The organism is Litoreibacter sp. (assembly GCF_039974535.1).
Classification (GTDB): domain Bacteria; phylum Pseudomonadota; class Alphaproteobacteria; order Rhodobacterales; family Rhodobacteraceae; genus Litoreibacter.
This window is the reverse complement of sequence record NZ_JBDWIU010000011.1, coordinates 364,679-379,863: the sequence shown is the minus strand read 5'-3', so window position 1 is coordinate 379,863 and position 15,185 is coordinate 364,679. Positions and strand designations below refer to the sequence as shown.

Below are 15,185 nucleotides of genomic sequence, written 5' to 3'. Positions count from 1 at the left end.
ACATCAGCGGCAAAGCCTCTGATGCGCATAGGTTATATTACATTTGACGCGGAAGAAAGTTAAACCGCCTCCAACAAGGCTGCCGGAGGCGAAAAGCTGTTAGGCTGTGGTTTTTGACAACGCTTGATCCAAATCAGCGATCAGATCTTCCACGTTTTCGATCCCGATAGAGACGCGGACCATATTTGGCCCCGCCCCTGCGGCTTCTTGCTGCTCCGCCGTCAATTGGCGGTGTGTGGTGGAGGCAGAGTGGATAATCAACGACCGTGTGTCGCCCAAGTTCGCCACGTGAGAGAAAATCTCCAAGCTGTCCACAAGCTTTACGCAAGCGTCATACCCGCCCTTTACTGCGAAGGTGAACAAGCCGCTGGCGCCTTTGGGGCATACCTTTTTCGCGACCTTGTTGTAGGGGGAAGACTTGAGGCCCGCATAGGTGACCGCGTCGATGCGTGGGTCTTTCTCCAACCATTCGGCGATTGCCTCGGCGTTGGAGACGTGGCGCTCCATACGCAATGATAACGTCTCGATCCCCATCAATGTGTAATGCGCCGCCTGCGGGTTCATTGTCATGCCCAAGTCGCGCAACCCGATGGCGATGCCGTGGAAGGTGAAGGCGAGGGGGCCGAATGTCTCCGCAAATTTGAGGCCGTGGTAGGCTGGCTCCGGAGCGGAGAGGGACGGGAATTTATCCGATGCTGTCCAGTCGAACTTGCCGCTATCAACGACGCAGCCACCAGTGACCGTGCCGTTGCCGGTTAGGTATTTGGTGGTGGAGTGGACAACCAACGTGGCGCCCAACGCGATTGGGTTGCACAGGTAGGGGGTCGCCGTGGTGTTGTCGATGATCAGCGGGATGCCGGATTTGTCGGCGATGTCCGCGACGGCGCGCACATCCATTACGTGACCGCCCGGGTTTGCGATAGCCTCGCCGAAAATGGCGCGTGTGTTCTCGTCTACGGCAGCTTCCACCGCATCCAAATCATCCATATCAACGAACTTAGCTTCCCAGCCGAAGCGCTTGATTGTTTGGGAAAATTGCGTGACCGTCCCCCCATATAAGCGTGTGGAGGCAATGATGTTGCACCCGGGTTGCATCAAGGGGAACAGCGCCATGATTTGCGCCGCATGACCGGAGGAGCAGCACACTGCGCCGACACCACCTTCAAGCGTCGCGATGCGTTCCTGCAATACGGCGACCGTGGGGTTCGTCAGGCGCGAGTAAATATAGCCAACCTCTTGTAGGTTGAACAAGGCTGCGGCGTGCTCGGCGTCTCGGAATACATAGGCGGTGGATTGGTAAATGGGCGTTTGGCGCGCACCTGTCGCCGGATCGGGGCGTGCACCTGCGTGAATTTGCAGTGTATCAAAGCCGTAGCTCGTTGGTTCAGACATTTCGTTCTCCCTCGGTTTTTTTGTTTAAATGCAGACTAGAGTCTTGGCAACGACGCGGCAATGGTATGTAAGTCATAGTCATGTTGACACCATTTCATCTTGCCTATCACATCACCGATCTGGACGCCGCGCGTGCATTTTACGGAGGGATTCTGGGCTGCAAAGAAGGTCGTTCAACCGACACTTGGGTTGATTTCGACTTCTTCGGGCATCAGCTTTCGCTGCATTTGGGCACGCCTTTTGCAAATGACCTCACGGGTAAGGTCGGCGACCACATGGTGCCAATGCCACATCTGGGGCTGGTTTTGGGGTATGATGACTGGCGATCTTTGGCGGACCGCTTGCAAGATGCGGGGACCGATTGGGTCTTGGCACCTTCGGTCCGGTTTGAGGGGGAGGCAGGGGAGCAGTGGACGATGTTCTTCCGCGACCCGTCGGGCAACCCGATCGAGATCAAGGGCTTTCGCGACCTGTCTGGGGTTTTCGCCAGTTAACTACAGCTTTGACGAAATGACGCCAGTGTTGAAGCCGCCCATGCGCAACTCGCCAAACAAGCGTTGATATTCGATCTTGGGGCAGCGGTCTTGAATGACGGTTTTGCCCGCCGCTTCTGCCGTCGCTGTGGCGGCTTCATGAATGACGCCGATTTGCATCCATATTGTGCGCAGGCTTGGGAGGACGTTTAGGGCCTCGTCCACAATGGCAGGTACCGCGTCTGGTCTGCGGAAAATATCCACCATATCTACCCCTGCGTCTTTCGGGATGTCCGACAGGCTCGCGGCGATGGTCTGGCCAAACAGAGTTTTCCCCGCATGGCCGGGGTTTACGCCGATAACGGTGTAGCCCTTTAGGGTCAGGTAGCGTGCCACGTAGTAGCTGGGGCGCACCGGATTTGTGGATACCCCAACGCATGCAACCACTTTCGTGGTCTTCAATATCTGCCTGAGGTGCGCATCTGAATAGGTCATCCGAAATGTATGGAAGCGAAGCCTTTAACGATCAAGCCATAAAAAGGCGCCCATGGCTGGGGGTGCCACGGACGCAGTTACGGAACGAGGGACAGTAAATTGGGGCGCGCAGTTCCGGTGCTGCGCCCATGCATTAGAGGTGGGGATGCGTTTCGCAGATTGCGAGGCCATTTACAGAAACGTGAACTAGTCGAAGATATCTTCGATCTCGTCCCAAACTTCTTCTATCGCACGATGCCAAAACGGCTTTCGTTGCTTGCGCTTACGCTGGGTTGGCGCTTTCTTGAGCGAAGTTGCGCGAGCGGGCTGTTTACTCTTTGATGGGGAAGGTTGCGGCGTCTTCAACCATTTCATGTCATGCAAAGGTGCGCCGCAACTGCCGCAGGCCAACTCATGCCCATCGCGAGCGGTGGGCTTGAGCATGGTGCGGGTGCCGCAATAGCAGCAGGTGGCGATTTTGACGTTCGGGCGCATTGGGGCCTCTTAGCTTGGCTTACCCACAGCATATAGGGACACCGCCGCCGCATTCGAGACGTTGAGTGAGCCAAATTCGCCCGCAGGGTCGATTCTGGCCAAAGTATCGCATGTTTCTTTGGTCTTTTCGCGCAGGCCCGGACCTTCGGCCCCAAGGACCAAAGCCACTGGTTGGTCTTGCTTGATTTCCTCAAGGGATGTGTCGCCGGTCGCATCCAAACCAACGAGCAAGTAACCCATTTCGCGCAGAGCCTCCATCGTCGTGGCGAGGTTCTTGATACGCAAATACGGCTGGCGTTCCAAAGCGCCCGAAGCGGTTTTCGCCAAAGCGCCCGTTTCTGGTGCGGAGTGGCGGTGCGGGGCGATGACTGCGCGCGCACCGAAGACTTCGGCGGACCGCAGGATCGCGCCGACGTTATGCGGATCGGTGACACGGTCCAGAAGAATCACGCGGGCGTTTTTGCCACGCGGGGCACAAAGGTCGGTCAGGTTGCCCCAATCCAGTGGCTTCACTTCAAGGGCGGCACCTTGGTGGACCGACTGCGGATCAATGGGAGCCGCGAATTTGCGCGGATCGCTGATCTCGGGCTCCATGCCTGACTTGGCGATGTCTTCAGCCAAGCGGTCGGCGGCGTTCTTGGTCACAATAAGGCGTAGTCGTTCGCGCATAGGGTTGGACAGCGCATCGCGCACAGCATGGATGCCAAAGAGCCAAACGGTCTCGGCGGCGGCAGCGCGGCGGTCGCGCTCTTTTTGGATGACCCATGTGGGTTTTTTCTGCTTCATAAGGGGGTCTAGATCATCTGAGGAAGAAAAGCGCAAGCGGTGGTGTGTTTTCGTGTTGACGAGGCAGTGGATGGCTTATATCTCAGCCGCCAGTGGGCGACAGGCCGCAAGGTGTGGCAGGGGACTGTAACTCCCTCGCGGAGACGCACGCCTGGTTCGATTCCAGGGTCGCCCACCACTTACCTTACATCACTGATTTATATACATCTCATCGCGTGGTCGCCATTGGGAGAATTTCGTTATGCGTTTTGGAGAAGGGTGGAAGAATGTACGAAGACATGATGTTCTACTTTCTTATCGACCGAGATGCCGAAACGGTCTGGCGTTTTGTCAAAGATGAAGGGCTTTTTGGTAGTTGTGCGGAATATGAATTCCCGATGAATGCGAACCATCCGGAACGGCGATTTACCGAAGTAGGTAAATTACTTGGCTTCCTATTGGCTGCAGCTAAAAGCGAGTCTGAAAAACATGAGTATATTGTCTACCTGAAGAACAATGTCTCACGAACCTTCATCATCGCTTTCTTGACAGACGGCGGAATGGCGTTAGGTGTGCCCCCATTAGGGAAGTCACCCGAAGGGCTTGGAGCTTATGCCGAACAATTTGGCGGCATCTTTGGGTATCTTTCACCCAGCTATCCCGAAACAGCGAGCAGTGAGAAGTTCAAATGGCGTGCGCCAACCCTGTATCAAGGCGAGCGCATGCGCGTTGTTGGGGAAGTGGCTGAATACGACGTTTAGTCGAACCTCTCAGTTTATCTGCACATCTTTGCGTTCGTAGCTGTGCTCAAACGTCGTCCCGTCGTCAAACTGCAACTCTATCGTCACAGTCTGCAGGCTATCCAACGGTGCAACCGCATAGGGCAGGTGGGTTTCCATCTTTAGCGCCATTGGGGAGGCCTCGCTGCGATAGCAAGGCTCACCCTCCCAATTTTGCAATTCACCACCGTTGAAGGAAAATCTGATTTGTTGAATTCCGCAGCGGTAGGTCAATAGCGTGGTCATATATAGCAGGTCTTGGCCGTCATATGGTCGGATAGCGATCCATTGCGGTCGGATCAGCTCCAACACCGGCTTAACCCCAACAGAGGTCGTGAAATCCTGCGCCACAACAGGCAGGGGCAGGGCAAGAATTAGGGCGGTCAGGAAGGCGCGCATGTTGGACACTCCGTGTTGGTGTTGCGGGAACTATCGCCCGAGAAGACCAGCGGTGGCAAACAATTCCCGCATGAGCACCCATATGGCTTCCGGTGCGCCGTGTTTCACCCTATGCTGCCTGTAATCAAAAGAAGAGACGACATGGCCAAGAGTAGCAAAGCAAACACCAAGAAAAGCGCCGCCAAATCAAAAGCCGCTAAATCATTGAAGCAGCAGCCCTTTAATATCCTGATGGTTGGACAGGGTGGCCGTTTGCAGTTTGAGGCCTTGTTGCTTGTGGCGTCATTGCGCCAAACAAACCCTGATTTCAAAGGCCGTGTGATCGTGGCCGAACCGCAGATGAATCATCGTTGGGACAGTGACCCGCGCATGGCCAATAGCGATGTAATCGCCATGCTTGAGGTCTTGGGGGCCGAGGTTATCCCCTTTGAAAATCAAGTCTTTGGCTGTGGTTATCCGTATGGCAACAAAATCGAGGCGTTGCAGGTTATGCCCGAAGGGGAGCCTTTCTTGTTCCTCGACACTGATACATTGATTACGGGGGATCTCAGCAAGGTCCCGTTTGATTTTGACCGTCCAACGGCCTCGATGAAGCGCGAGAACACTTGGCCGCAGCAAGAACTATACGGCCCAGGGTACAACCAAATCTGGGGCTCGCTTTATGACAAGTTCGGGCTGGATTTTGAAAGCTCACTCGACACCAGCTACCCAGATGAATACTGGCGCCGTTACCTGTATTTCAACGCGGGCTTTTTCTACTTTCGTTGCCCCAAGGAATTTGGCGACCGCTTCTTGGAATATGCGCGCCTCATCCGTGACGAGCCGCCAGAAGAATTGGTCTGCCAAGAAATGAAGCCATGGTTGGATCAGGTGGCGTTGCCGCTGACGATCCATTCATTCGGCGGGGGGCGTGTGCCAGAGGTCTCTGACATGTTGGACAACGAGGTGACCTGCCACTACCGCGTGTTGTCGCTGCTTTATGCGCGAGAGAATGACGAAGCCGTGCGGATTTTGGAAGAGGTCGTGGCCCCCAACAAGATCAAGAAAGTGCTTAAGCAGTACGAGCCTATCCGCCGCATCGTGTTGCAGCGCAAGGGCCACAAGGTGCGCGAGATGTTTGACCGAAATAACCTGCCACGCCGCGAGCAGGCCATTCGCAACCAGATCAAACGCGCAAAACTGTGGCTGCGCTGAGGCCTTAGCCGCGTGACGCTTTTTCTGCGATGCCCGATTGTCCGGTGCGTGCTTCTAGCACGGCCATAACGTCGCTGAGCGGCACATCACGGGCCGCCAGCATAACCAGCAAGTGGTACAGCACGTCCGCGGCCTCATCGGTCAGGTTCTCGCGGTCGTCTTTTGCAGCCGCAATAATGGCCTCGATGGCTTCTTCACCGAATTTCTCAGCGCATTTCTCCGGACCTTTGGCGAGTAGCTTCGCCGTCCAAGAACTGTCAGGTGCTGCGGTTTTGCGCGCAGCGATGATGGCTTCTAGATCTTCGAGGGTCATGCGCCCAACCTCATGTTTAGCCCAGCGTTGGCCATATGGACCTTTGCTTGGGCGATGGTGTAATCGCCGAAGTGGAAGATAGATGCGGCAAGCACCGCATCTGCGTGGCCTTCGGTGACGCCTTCCACCAAGTGATCCAACGTCCCGACGCCCCCTGATGCGATCACGGGAACGGTGACGGCATCCGCAATGGCGCGGGTCAGCGGCAGGTTGAAGCCCGCTCGCGTGCCGTCGCGGTCCATTGAGGTGAGCAGGATTTCTCCCGCGCCCTTAGCGACCACGGTTTTGGCAAATTCTACGGCATCGATCCCCGTTGGCTTGCGTCCTCCATGGGTGAATATCTCCCATTTTCCTGGGGATACGGTTTTGGCGTCAAGGGCCACCACAATGCACTGCGAGCCAAAGCGGTCTGCGGCCTCGGCCACCACATCGGGGTTGGCCACAGCCGCCGAGTTGAAGCTGACTTTGTCCGCTCCTGCTAACAGCAGCTTGCGCACGTCCTCATGGGTGCGCACGCCGCCGCCCACTGTGAGCGGGATGTAGCAGGCCTCGGCCGTGCGGGTGACCACGTCAAACATGGTGCCGCGATTCTCGTGGGTGGCGTTGATGTCCAAGAAGCACAACTCATCCGCGCCAGCGGCGTCATAGGCCTTTGCGGCCTCAACAGGGTCGCCCGCGTCGATCAGGTCTACGAAGTTCACGCCCTTGACGACACGGCCGTCTTTGACGTCGAGGCAGGGGATGATGCGGGTTTTCAACATGGCTGGATCTCCGAATTTCATCGGTGGTTTAACGCCAAAATCTTGCTGATGCCAGTGAAGTGACTGGTCTTTTGCTCGAACCTGCTGTGTTGTTCGTCTATTATTTATAAGGAGACCCAACATGCGTCAGATAATTATGTCTGCAATCCTAATTGCGAGTACCGCCATGCCAGCCGCCGCCGAACTAATTACCGTAAAATCCAGCAAGCCTGTGGCTGAGGCCATGGACGCCCTAGAGGCCGCCGTAGGCGGTGCAGGCGCGACCGTCTTTGCCCGTGTAGATCACCAAGCAGGGGCAGCTAGCGTTGACTTGCAGATGCCAGCCGCGCAGGTGCTGATTTTTGGCAATCCTAAGCTTGGAACGCCGGCAATGAACGCGGATATCGCCGCCTCGCTTTATTTGCCGTTGAAGGTGGCGGTGCATGAGGCCGATGGCGGCTCGGTCCTGATCTATGAAGATCCCGCGTCTATGTTTGCCGACCTCGACATCCCGCAAGACGCCCCCTTCGTGAAAACGATGCAGGGTGCCTTGGGTAAGTTGACGGGCAAAGCCGCGAATTAAGCCGTCGCGCTGTCCCGTGTGTTCGCCACTCGGGCCAGTGCATTGCGTGAGATGAGAATATGAAACGGCATAATGGCGGCGAGGTAAAACTTGCCGCCTATGTTATGTGGATGCACCCAAGTCGCGAGTGATACTTTCCCGTCCTTGGCGATCACGGACACGCGAAAGTTCAGATGCTTATCGTTGAAGCCCGCGATGACCTCTTCGTCGCTGCTATGCTCGACCGGAAAGGGCCCGATTTTATCATCAGCGTCGGGGCCGTCTTGGGACAACCCAAAAGGTGAGGTGACAACTTTGCGCAAGAGCAGCAAGGATTGTGCCCACTGTGGAAAATCGGTGATAATCTCGGCGGCCTGGCGAGCGGGCATCGGGCTGTGCGTCGCGTAGCAATCGAGAAAATCACCGTGCTTAACAAAACCCTGAAGTTTGCTGTCTGTTGGAAGTTCGATGGCTTTGACGTCTTTAAACATCTGTATTACCTCGTTGTTCAGCCCAATAAGGCTGCGGTATGGCCGAGATAATACAGGCTTTAGCCTCGATTAAACTGCGCTATCTGCGCGCAGCCCATTAGCCCTTCAGAAGATCCAAAGCTTCTTTTAGATCAATCGCCCCATCATAAAGCGCGCGGCCTGAAATTGCGCCGTCAAGCGGCGCGCCCGATGCTTTGAGGGCACGCAGATCGTCCAGAGAGGACACGCCGCCCGAGGCAATGACCGGAATGGACACTGCATTTGCGAGTGCTGCTGTGGCCTCCACATTGGGGCCTTGCATCGCGCCGTCGCGGTTGATGTCGGTGTAGATCAAGGCGGCGACGCCTGCGTCCTCAAACTGGCGGGCCAAATCGGTGACCTCGACATCAGTTTCTTCCGCCCAGCCACGGGTGGCGACCATGCCGTTGCGTGCGTCCAACCCGATGGCCACTTGGCCTGGAAACGCACGAGCGGCTTCGCGCACAAGATCGGGGTTCTCTACCGCGACGGTTCCAAGGATCACGCGGGCCAAGCCTTTATTCAACCAGCGTTCAATTGTTGCCATGTCGCGAATGCCGCCGCCCAGTTGGGCGGGCACCTTGGTTTGCTCTAGAATGGCATCGACTGCCGCACCGTTTACCGGCTCGCCCGCGAATGCGCCGTTCAGGTCAACCAGATGCAACCATTCGCAACCAGCCTCTATAAACGCCATGGCTTGGGCGGCGGGGTTGTCGTTGAAGACGGTGGCTTGCTCCATCTCACCTTTGTACAAGCGCACGCAGTTGCCGTCTTTGAGATCGATTGCGGGGTAGAGGATCATAGCGTTTGGCCTTCAGTTGAGCAGGATTTTCGGGGTCTATTCCACATCCACGCCCCAACGTCACGCTTGATTTGTGTCTAGGATTTCGCACGATGGTTCCCAGAATAGGGAGGAACTCATGAAATCACTTAAATTGGCAGCCGCTTTCGCGCTGGCTTTTGCGGGTCAAGCTATGGCTGATCCAGCTGAAGGTGTCTGGAAAACACAAGTCGATGATGGCGCTTTTGCGCATGTCACCATAACCAAATGTGGAGCGGCCATTTGTGGTGCTATCTCGCGCACGTTTAATGAGAGCGGCGAGTATAAATCCCCCAACATCGGGAAGCAGATCGTGCGATCGATGAAGCCAGTTGGGGGCGATCAGTATGAAGGCAAAGTTTGGCGCCCGTCGAATGACAAAATCTACATCGGAAAGATTGATCTAAACGGCAACAGCTTGAAGCTGGCTGGCTGCATTGCTGGGGGGCTGCTTTGCTCCAAGCAAACTTGGACGCGCCTGAAGTAGAAATAGTTTTAACTAACTTGATGAAAAAGGCCGGAGATATTCTTCGGCCTTTTTTGCGGCGGTTCACCAAATCTTATCTCGGGAAACAGATTGTTTCGAAAGGCTCAATAATGATCTGAGAGGTTGAATTCGTGATGAAGGTAATTCTTGTACTGGTGGGCGTGGCTTTGCTCGAGATGGGATGCTCCCCGATCAATGTCGCAGTTCCATTGTCCGGCGCAGAGGGTTGGATGGAAATGCTATCAGACGGTGGCGCCAAAGGCGTGCCTGTTTTGTCGATGACGTGGTAAGCGTCACGGTGCCCAGTTTAGGAAGTTCGCGATCATTCGCAAGCCGGTGGCTTGGCTCTTTTCAGGGTGAAACTGCATCCCGATCATATTGTCGCGTCCGACCACGGCCGTGATGTCCCCGCCGTAATCCACATGCGCCAAGCGGTGGGCTGGGTCTGATACGCGAAAGCTGTAAGAGTGGACGAAATAGGCGTGGGCGCCGGTCTCGATGCCGCTTAGTACAGGGTGCTGCAATCCTGCGGCCCCAAGCTCCAAATCATTCCACCCCATATGCGGGATTTTCAACGTGGCGTCCGATGGGGTGATTTTCGCAATTTCCCCGCCGATCCAATCGAAGCCCTTGGTGTCTTCATATTCGCGGCCCCATGTGGCCATCATCTGCATGCCAACGCAGATACCCATGAAGGGGCGAGACTTGTTGATAACGCCATCTACTATGGCCTCAAACAGGGCTTCTCGGTCGCTTGTTAAGGCGTTTCGGCAGGCAGGGAATGCCCCATCTCCGGGCAAGACGATACGGTCCGCGCGGGCCACATCTTCAGGTTTTGAAGACACAAGAATTTCGCCGCCACCCACTTCGGCAGACATGCGTTGGAACGACTTTTCAGCCGAATGTAGGTTGCCGCTATCGTAGTCGACAAGGACGGTCAGCATGTTAGGGCTCCGGTCGTTCAGTGTGAGGGTAAAGATGACGCCTTAGAGCGTAATCAAAGGGTACCTTTGGTGGAGGGAATCGCATCTGATTTGCGCAGATCCGTTTCAACGGCGCTGCGCAGCGCACGTGCCACAGATTTGAACGCGGCCTCCACGATGTGGTGGCTGTTGAAGCCGTGCAGGCGGTCGATGTGCAAGGTGATGCCACCGTGGGTCGCCAACGCTTGGAAGAACTCCTGCACCAGTTCTGTGTCGAAGGTGCCGATCTTTTGGGTCGGGATGTCGAGGTTGCAAATCAGATACGGGCGCGCGGACAGGTCCAAAGCGCAACGGATTTGCGCGTCATCCATCGCAAGGTGACATTCCCCATAACGGCGAATTCCACGCTTATCGCCCAAGGCCTTAGCCAAAGCTTGCCCCAAGGCAATGCCCGTGTCCTCGACTGTGTGGTGGTCGTCGATGTGTAAATCACCCTTGGCGCGGATGGTCATGTCGATCAGCGCGTGGCGGCCCAGCTGGTCCAGCATGTGGTCAAAGAAACCGACGCCGGTTTGGTTGTCATAAATGCCAGTGCCGTCCAGATTGATCTCTACCGAGATATCAGTCTCAGCCGTGCTGCGCGTGATTTTGGCGGTCCGCATGGGGCTCTCCTTTGGGCAATTCGTGTGCGTTATACGCAGGTGGTGCCTCTAGGCCAAGGGCTTGCGGCACACACGGGGTGAGGTTGTCGCGAAAATACAAAGGGGGGGCTTCTTGTGCAGATGCGACGCATGGCAGCTTTTCTCGCACTATCTAATGTACCCTAAATGTAGGCAGCCGCCGCGAAAATTCCGCGCTGAGGTCATATTTCGAACACTCGTATCTAGTCGATCTGCTCACAGAAGAGTGACAAGGGTTTTGAAGCGGTGACAGAGTTAAATGCGGATACATCAGCCAGCGCAGTGGCGATGGCAACTGAGATATTGGGATCTGGGTTTACGATTAACTCAGCGACCTACTCAGGCGATGATGCCTCTTCCGGGATATACACGGATGGGGACACGTCTAACCCGAATGTCCTTCCTTCTGACACAGGTGTAATCTTTTCGACGGGCGTGGTGTCTGACTTCGCGAATGCGACGGGCGCGAACAATTCCGCAAATGGCACGACCACCAACACTGGCGGGATCGACGGGAATAGTGCCTTTAATGCTGCAGCGGGCCAATCCACATTTGACGCGTCGTTTCTAGAGATCAGCTTTACCCCAGAACCGGGGCAAACGTCGATCAACATCGAGTTTCGCTTCTACTCCGAAGAGTACAATGAATATGTGTACTCCAATTTCAACGATATCGCATTGGTTCAACTCGACGGGATTACCCAGCCGATTTCGGTTGGGGATGGCGAAATATCGGTAAACGGTATCAATGACGCGGCGAACTCTAATCCGGCCAACGGATCCGAGGCCAACGATCCTAACCCCGGAAACGGTCAGTTCGATAGCGCCAACCCCAATCTGTATATCGATAACACTGACGGAAGTTTCGAGACCGAAATGGATGGCTTCACCGTAACGTTGTCCTTAGATATTCCCGTCACACCCGGCGTTACGCAGACGCTCATGATCGGTATCGCTGATGTTGGCGACTCCTCCTTCGACAGCTCGATTATTATCGCGTCGAACAACGTGCCGGATACAACCGACACTGATCCGATCGCAACGGATGATACGGGCATTGAGACATGGGGTGTGAACCCTAAGACCGTTGATATTCTGGCCAATGACACGGATCCGACAGGCCAAGCGTTAACAATTACCCAGATCAATGGTGTGAATGTTGTGGCGGGGCAGGTTGTTTCCCTGCCGACCGGCCAAGATGTGACGCTAAACGCCAATGGGACGATTACGCTTGTTAACACTGGCGGTAACCTTGGTGAGACATCGTTCAGCTACACCGTCGAAGACACCGACGGAAACACCGATAGTGCTTTCGTCACCTTCGATGCCGCGCCTATTTGCTACTGCGATGGTGTGATGATTGCCACGCCAAGCGGGCAACGTCGGGTCGAGGAATTACGTTCGGGTGACTACGTGTTGACCCGTGATGACGGCCCGCAGCCCATCCGTTGGATCGGGAGCCGTGACATGCTCGCAGACGCACGCCATGCGCCAATTGAATTCGACGCAGGCGCTATCGGAAATGATCACGTACTTCGGGTCTCTCCGCAGCACCGCGTGTTATGTCGCGGGTATAGAGCACAAATGTACTTTGGTGAGGAAGAGGTCCTCGTCGCAGCAACACATTTGGTCAACGGCCGAAACATCCGCCAATTAAGAGGTGGGCTGGTCAGCTACAATCATTTGATGTTCGATACGCACCAAATCATCACTGCGGACGGTGCGCTGAGCGAAAGCTATCAACCGGGCGATTACAGCTTGCCTGGTTTGGACGATGCGGCGCGTGAAGAACTGTTTGAAGTGTTCCCGGAACTTCGCTCGAACGTCGGACATTATGGCCGCGCCGCTCGTGTGAGTGTTCATGGAGCTGTGGCGCAACTTCTGGCGGCATAGATCGGGGAGTAGGCGGCCAAATTTACCTTGTTATAAACGAAGAAAAGCCCCGGCTTCCGCCGAGGCTTTTTCGTTTGACCAGATGGAGCGGGCGAGGCGATTCGAACGCCCGACCCTAACCTTGGCAAGGTTATGCTCTACCCCTGAGCTACGCCCGCGCCGTCTGGTAGGCCGTGATTTAGCGATGGTGCGCATGGGCCGCAAGAGGGAATTCACAACAAATGCAAAAAACTTTTACAAGTCGATGCTGCCGTCCTGATTTACCTCGGGTTCGGGGTCCGGCGTGGTCTCGGCCTTGGGTTTGCGGCGGATAAGGATATCCCCGTTCGGGAGGACCTCAGGTGCCTCATAGGCGTTCAGATCGGACATTTTTCCCGAAAGCTGCTCCATCAAGGGCAACATGTCGTCGGCGAATCCCTCAAATAACTCTTTGAAGTTCTCGGCCAAAGGGGCGAGGTCACTTAACCCGAAGGGGGACTCAGTTTCTTGCGCATTGGCACTGATTGGCGAAAGCGCGATGGCGCAGATCATAAATAGCTGTTTCATGGTTTGAATATGGGGCGGTTGGCCCGAGAATTCAAATTCTACAGATCGATGTCAATCGTCACAGGGAAGTGGTCCGACGCCATAAGCAGTGCTTCACGGACCTCGGGCGTTTCCCAGCACTCAGGGTCATCGAAGGGATGCCAGATGTGCCACTTGGGGGATTTCGCCTTCAAATCGGGGGACACCATGATGTAGTCGAGCAAGGCGTTCAGAAACCGCTTCTCACGGCTCACATAGAACCGCGACGTTGTGGGGCGTGCGCCAAAGGGCTGGGTCATAACGGCATGTGCATGGGGATCAAACAAAGCAAGCTGCGCGTCGTCGCTTTCGCCTAGTACAATCTCGACACCTGAGCGGCCGAACAGCTTCTCGTAGCCATCCAAACCGGGGCCGTCGTTGAAGTCCCCCATGACCATAATGGATTGGCCTGCATTCATGTGGTCCGTAACCCGCGCCCGCAACCAAATGCACTGTGCAAGCTGTTTGCGCCTGTTCGCGATCGAGATGCGCATGGCGTCGGCGTCATTGCGCGCCCCATGCGGTGCCTTGGATTTCAGATGCGCGCCGATCAGGCGCAGCGTGTTGCCGGCCTTGGTCGTTAGGGCCACTTCCAAAGGAGGTTTGGAGAACACGACGTCGTCTTTCTTGGCGTCGATGTCCAAGTCCATCTGGAAGGCTTGGTCAAATAGCGGGGCGGCTTCGCTTTCTTGTGGATCATGCACCGCCGTGACGACATTCGGATCGTACAACATCGCGATTTCTTGCTGGGTGTTGTTGTCAAAGCCAATCAAGGCTTTGGAGGTGCGCAGCCCAAAGTGTTTTGCGAAATTTTCCAACGCCTTCGTGCCAGAGCGATGGGGGGAGGTGTCAGGCGCCTCGATAACCATCACAACATCGGCGTCCATAGATTGGAACACCAAGCCTAGGGCTTTCACCTGCATCGCTTTGGTTACATTATGGCGCGAGGACCAGCTGTCATCCTGAAGCAGCTCATTGTTCTTATCGAAGAGGTAGGTGAACCATTCGACGTTGTAGGTCGCAATTCTCATGAAACGGGTTCTCGATCCGATAGTATTTCTTCCCAAGCAGCGTTGATGCGAATAAGGCGACGCTCCGCCAGCTTCACGGCCTCATGGGGGACGCCGCGCGCAGCCATGATGTCGGGGTGGGATTCTTTTACCAATTTACGCCAGCGCATGCGGATGTCTTGCAGGCTCATGTCTGGGCTTGCCTCCAGAACCGAGTAGGGGTCGGGCGCAGCATCTGGAACAAAGCGGGCCCGCAGGCAGCGGAACTCCGACTCGGTGATCTTGAAGATGCGTGCAACCTCGCTGAGAAACTTTTCCTCAAGCGGGTGATAGCGGCCATCGGCCATCGCAATGTGGAATAGACCCTCCATCAGATCGTAAAGGGTCGAATGGTTGTCGTCGAACATAGCCGCGACTTTGCGGGCATAGTCGTCAAAACCAGCCACGTCCTGACGGGCGAGGTTAAACAATTGCGCGGCTTGTGCCTCGTCCTCCGGCGGGATGGTGAAAATTTCGCGAAAAGCGGTGACCTCGTCGCGGGTCACAAGCCCGTCCGCCTTGGCCATTTTTGCACCAAGGGCAATGACGGCAATCGTAAAGCCCACGCGCCGCTCTGGCGGCGTGCGAAGATGCTCGAATACAGCGAGCAAGCTCTCACCCGAAGCGAGCGCCGATAGCGCGTTTGATATGCGGCTCCAAACTGACATGGCCGA

At 55.7% G+C, this 15,185-nt stretch carries 21 protein-coding genes and 2 tRNA genes; 8 read left to right on the top strand and 15 right to left on the bottom strand.

Annotated features, from left to right (window positions below; all coding sequences use genetic code 11):
- Window positions 1-99: 99 nt before the first annotated feature.
- A complete protein-coding gene (locus ABJN86_RS12390; protein ID WP_348367518.1) occupies window positions 100-1,392 on the bottom strand; it encodes an O-acetylhomoserine aminocarboxypropyltransferase/cysteine synthase family protein in 1,293 nt (430 codons plus the stop codon).
- A gap of 80 nt (window positions 1,393-1,472) precedes the next feature.
- Here ABJN86_RS12390 and ABJN86_RS12385 point away from each other — a divergent pair, with 80 nt between their 5' ends.
- Window positions 1,473-1,886, top strand: a complete 414-nt coding sequence (locus ABJN86_RS12385) for a VOC family protein (protein ID WP_348367517.1) — start codon at window positions 1,473-1,475, stop codon at window positions 1,884-1,886.
- Here ABJN86_RS12385 and ABJN86_RS12380 read toward each other — a convergent pair whose 3' ends face one another.
- The 3 genes from ABJN86_RS12380 to rlmB form a co-directional block, all read right to left on the bottom strand.
- On the bottom strand, window positions 1,887-2,360 hold the full coding sequence (locus ABJN86_RS12380; RefSeq protein WP_348367515.1) for a CoA-binding protein: 474 nt from the start codon (window positions 2,358-2,360) through the stop codon (window positions 1,887-1,889).
- A 186-nt stretch (window positions 2,361-2,546) separates the two neighbouring features.
- The gene (locus ABJN86_RS12375; RefSeq protein WP_348367513.1) at window positions 2,547-2,834 is read right to left on the bottom strand and encodes a hypothetical protein; all 288 of its coding nucleotides are present in this window, start codon (window positions 2,832-2,834) and stop codon (window positions 2,547-2,549) included.
- Between the two features lie 9 nt (window positions 2,835-2,843).
- A complete protein-coding gene (gene rlmB / locus ABJN86_RS12370) occupies window positions 2,844-3,620 on the bottom strand; it encodes a 23S rRNA (guanosine(2251)-2'-O)-methyltransferase RlmB (RefSeq protein WP_348367512.1) in 777 nt (258 codons plus the stop codon).
- 94 nt (window positions 3,621-3,714) lie between these two features.
- On the opposite strand from rlmB, the gene ABJN86_RS12365 reads away from it, so the two are divergent.
- Window positions 3,715-3,798 (top strand) — tRNA-Tyr (locus tag ABJN86_RS12365).
- Between the two features lie 88 nt (window positions 3,799-3,886).
- Window positions 3,887-4,360, top strand: coding sequence for a hypothetical protein (locus tag ABJN86_RS12360; protein ID WP_348367510.1), 474 nt, complete (start codon window positions 3,887-3,889; stop codon window positions 4,358-4,360).
- Between the two features lie 9 nt (window positions 4,361-4,369).
- On the opposite strand, the gene ABJN86_RS12355 is transcribed toward ABJN86_RS12360, so the two are convergent.
- A complete protein-coding gene (locus tag ABJN86_RS12355; RefSeq protein ID WP_348367508.1) occupies window positions 4,370-4,777 on the bottom strand; it encodes a hypothetical protein in 408 nt (135 codons plus the stop codon).
- 141 nt (window positions 4,778-4,918) lie between these two features.
- Between ABJN86_RS12355 and ABJN86_RS12350 the strand changes: the two genes are divergently transcribed.
- Window positions 4,919-5,971: a hypothetical protein gene (locus tag ABJN86_RS12350; protein ID WP_348367507.1), complete on the top strand. Its 1,053-nt coding sequence runs from the start codon at window positions 4,919-4,921 to the stop codon at window positions 5,969-5,971.
- A gap of 4 nt (window positions 5,972-5,975) precedes the next feature.
- Here the strand turns inward: ABJN86_RS12350 and ABJN86_RS12345 are convergent, their stop codons facing one another.
- A complete protein-coding gene (locus tag ABJN86_RS12345) occupies window positions 5,976-6,284 on the bottom strand; it encodes a phosphoribosyl-ATP diphosphatase (RefSeq protein WP_348367505.1) in 309 nt (102 codons plus the stop codon).
- On the bottom strand, window positions 6,281-7,045 hold the full coding sequence (gene hisF / locus ABJN86_RS12340) for an imidazole glycerol phosphate synthase subunit HisF (protein WP_348367504.1): 765 nt from the start codon (window positions 7,043-7,045) through the stop codon (window positions 6,281-6,283). Before hisF ends, ABJN86_RS12345 begins: the two co-directional genes overlap by 4 nt.
- A gap of 121 nt (window positions 7,046-7,166) precedes the next feature.
- Here hisF and ABJN86_RS12335 point away from each other — a divergent pair, with 121 nt between their 5' ends.
- The gene (locus ABJN86_RS12335; protein ID WP_348367503.1) at window positions 7,167-7,607 is read left to right on the top strand and encodes a DUF302 domain-containing protein; all 441 of its coding nucleotides are present in this window, start codon (window positions 7,167-7,169) and stop codon (window positions 7,605-7,607) included.
- On the opposite strand, the gene ABJN86_RS12330 is transcribed toward ABJN86_RS12335, so the two are convergent.
- Window positions 7,604-8,077, bottom strand: coding sequence for a DUF2867 domain-containing protein (locus ABJN86_RS12330; protein WP_348367501.1), 474 nt, complete (start codon window positions 8,075-8,077; stop codon window positions 7,604-7,606). The two genes, ABJN86_RS12335 and ABJN86_RS12330, sit on opposite strands and share 4 nt — an antisense overlap.
- Window positions 8,078-8,174: 97 nt before the next feature.
- Window positions 8,175-8,897, bottom strand: coding sequence for a 1-(5-phosphoribosyl)-5-[(5-phosphoribosylamino)methylideneamino]imidazole-4-carboxamide isomerase (gene hisA / locus ABJN86_RS12325; RefSeq protein WP_348367500.1), 723 nt, complete (start codon window positions 8,895-8,897; stop codon window positions 8,175-8,177).
- A gap of 118 nt (window positions 8,898-9,015) precedes the next feature.
- On the opposite strand from hisA, the gene ABJN86_RS12320 reads away from it, so the two are divergent.
- A complete protein-coding gene (locus ABJN86_RS12320) occupies window positions 9,016-9,402 on the top strand; it encodes a DUF2147 domain-containing protein (RefSeq protein WP_348367499.1) in 387 nt (128 codons plus the stop codon).
- 134 nt (window positions 9,403-9,536) lie between these two features.
- Entirely contained in the window at window positions 9,537-9,692 is a 156-nt protein-coding gene (locus ABJN86_RS12315) for a hypothetical protein (protein ID WP_348367497.1), read from the top strand.
- Between the two features lie 3 nt (window positions 9,693-9,695).
- On the opposite strand, the gene hisH is transcribed toward ABJN86_RS12315, so the two are convergent.
- Together hisH and hisB are read right to left on the bottom strand one after the other, a co-directional pair.
- Window positions 9,696-10,346, bottom strand: coding sequence for an imidazole glycerol phosphate synthase subunit HisH (gene hisH, locus ABJN86_RS12310; protein ID WP_348367496.1), 651 nt, complete (start codon window positions 10,344-10,346; stop codon window positions 9,696-9,698).
- A gap of 53 nt (window positions 10,347-10,399) precedes the next feature.
- On the bottom strand, window positions 10,400-10,987 hold the full coding sequence (gene hisB, locus ABJN86_RS12305; RefSeq protein ID WP_348367494.1) for an imidazoleglycerol-phosphate dehydratase HisB: 588 nt from the start codon (window positions 10,985-10,987) through the stop codon (window positions 10,400-10,402).
- A gap of 264 nt (window positions 10,988-11,251) precedes the next feature.
- Here hisB and ABJN86_RS12300 point away from each other — a divergent pair, with 264 nt between their 5' ends.
- Complete coding sequence (locus tag ABJN86_RS12300) at window positions 11,252-12,898, top strand: Hint domain-containing protein (protein ID WP_348367493.1); 1,647 nt, start codon at window positions 11,252-11,254, stop codon at window positions 12,896-12,898.
- 83 nt (window positions 12,899-12,981) lie between these two features.
- On the opposite strand, the gene ABJN86_RS12295 is transcribed toward ABJN86_RS12300, so the two are convergent.
- The 4 genes from ABJN86_RS12295 to ABJN86_RS12280 all read right to left on the bottom strand — a co-directional run bounded on the left by ABJN86_RS12295 (window position 12,982) and on the right by ABJN86_RS12280 (window position 15,179).
- Window positions 12,982-13,056, bottom strand: a tRNA-Gly gene (locus ABJN86_RS12295).
- Between the two features lie 76 nt (window positions 13,057-13,132).
- The gene (locus ABJN86_RS12290) at window positions 13,133-13,444 is read right to left on the bottom strand and encodes a hypothetical protein (RefSeq protein WP_348367491.1); all 312 of its coding nucleotides are present in this window, start codon (window positions 13,442-13,444) and stop codon (window positions 13,133-13,135) included.
- 38 nt (window positions 13,445-13,482) lie between these two features.
- Window positions 13,483-14,493: an endonuclease/exonuclease/phosphatase family protein gene (locus tag ABJN86_RS12285; protein ID WP_348367490.1), complete on the bottom strand. Its 1,011-nt coding sequence runs from the start codon at window positions 14,491-14,493 to the stop codon at window positions 13,483-13,485.
- On the bottom strand, window positions 14,490-15,179 hold the full coding sequence (locus tag ABJN86_RS12280; RefSeq protein WP_348367488.1) for a molecular chaperone DjiA: 690 nt from the start codon (window positions 15,177-15,179) through the stop codon (window positions 14,490-14,492). Before ABJN86_RS12280 ends, ABJN86_RS12285 begins: the two co-directional genes overlap by 4 nt.
- Window positions 15,180-15,185: the final 6 nt, after the last annotated feature.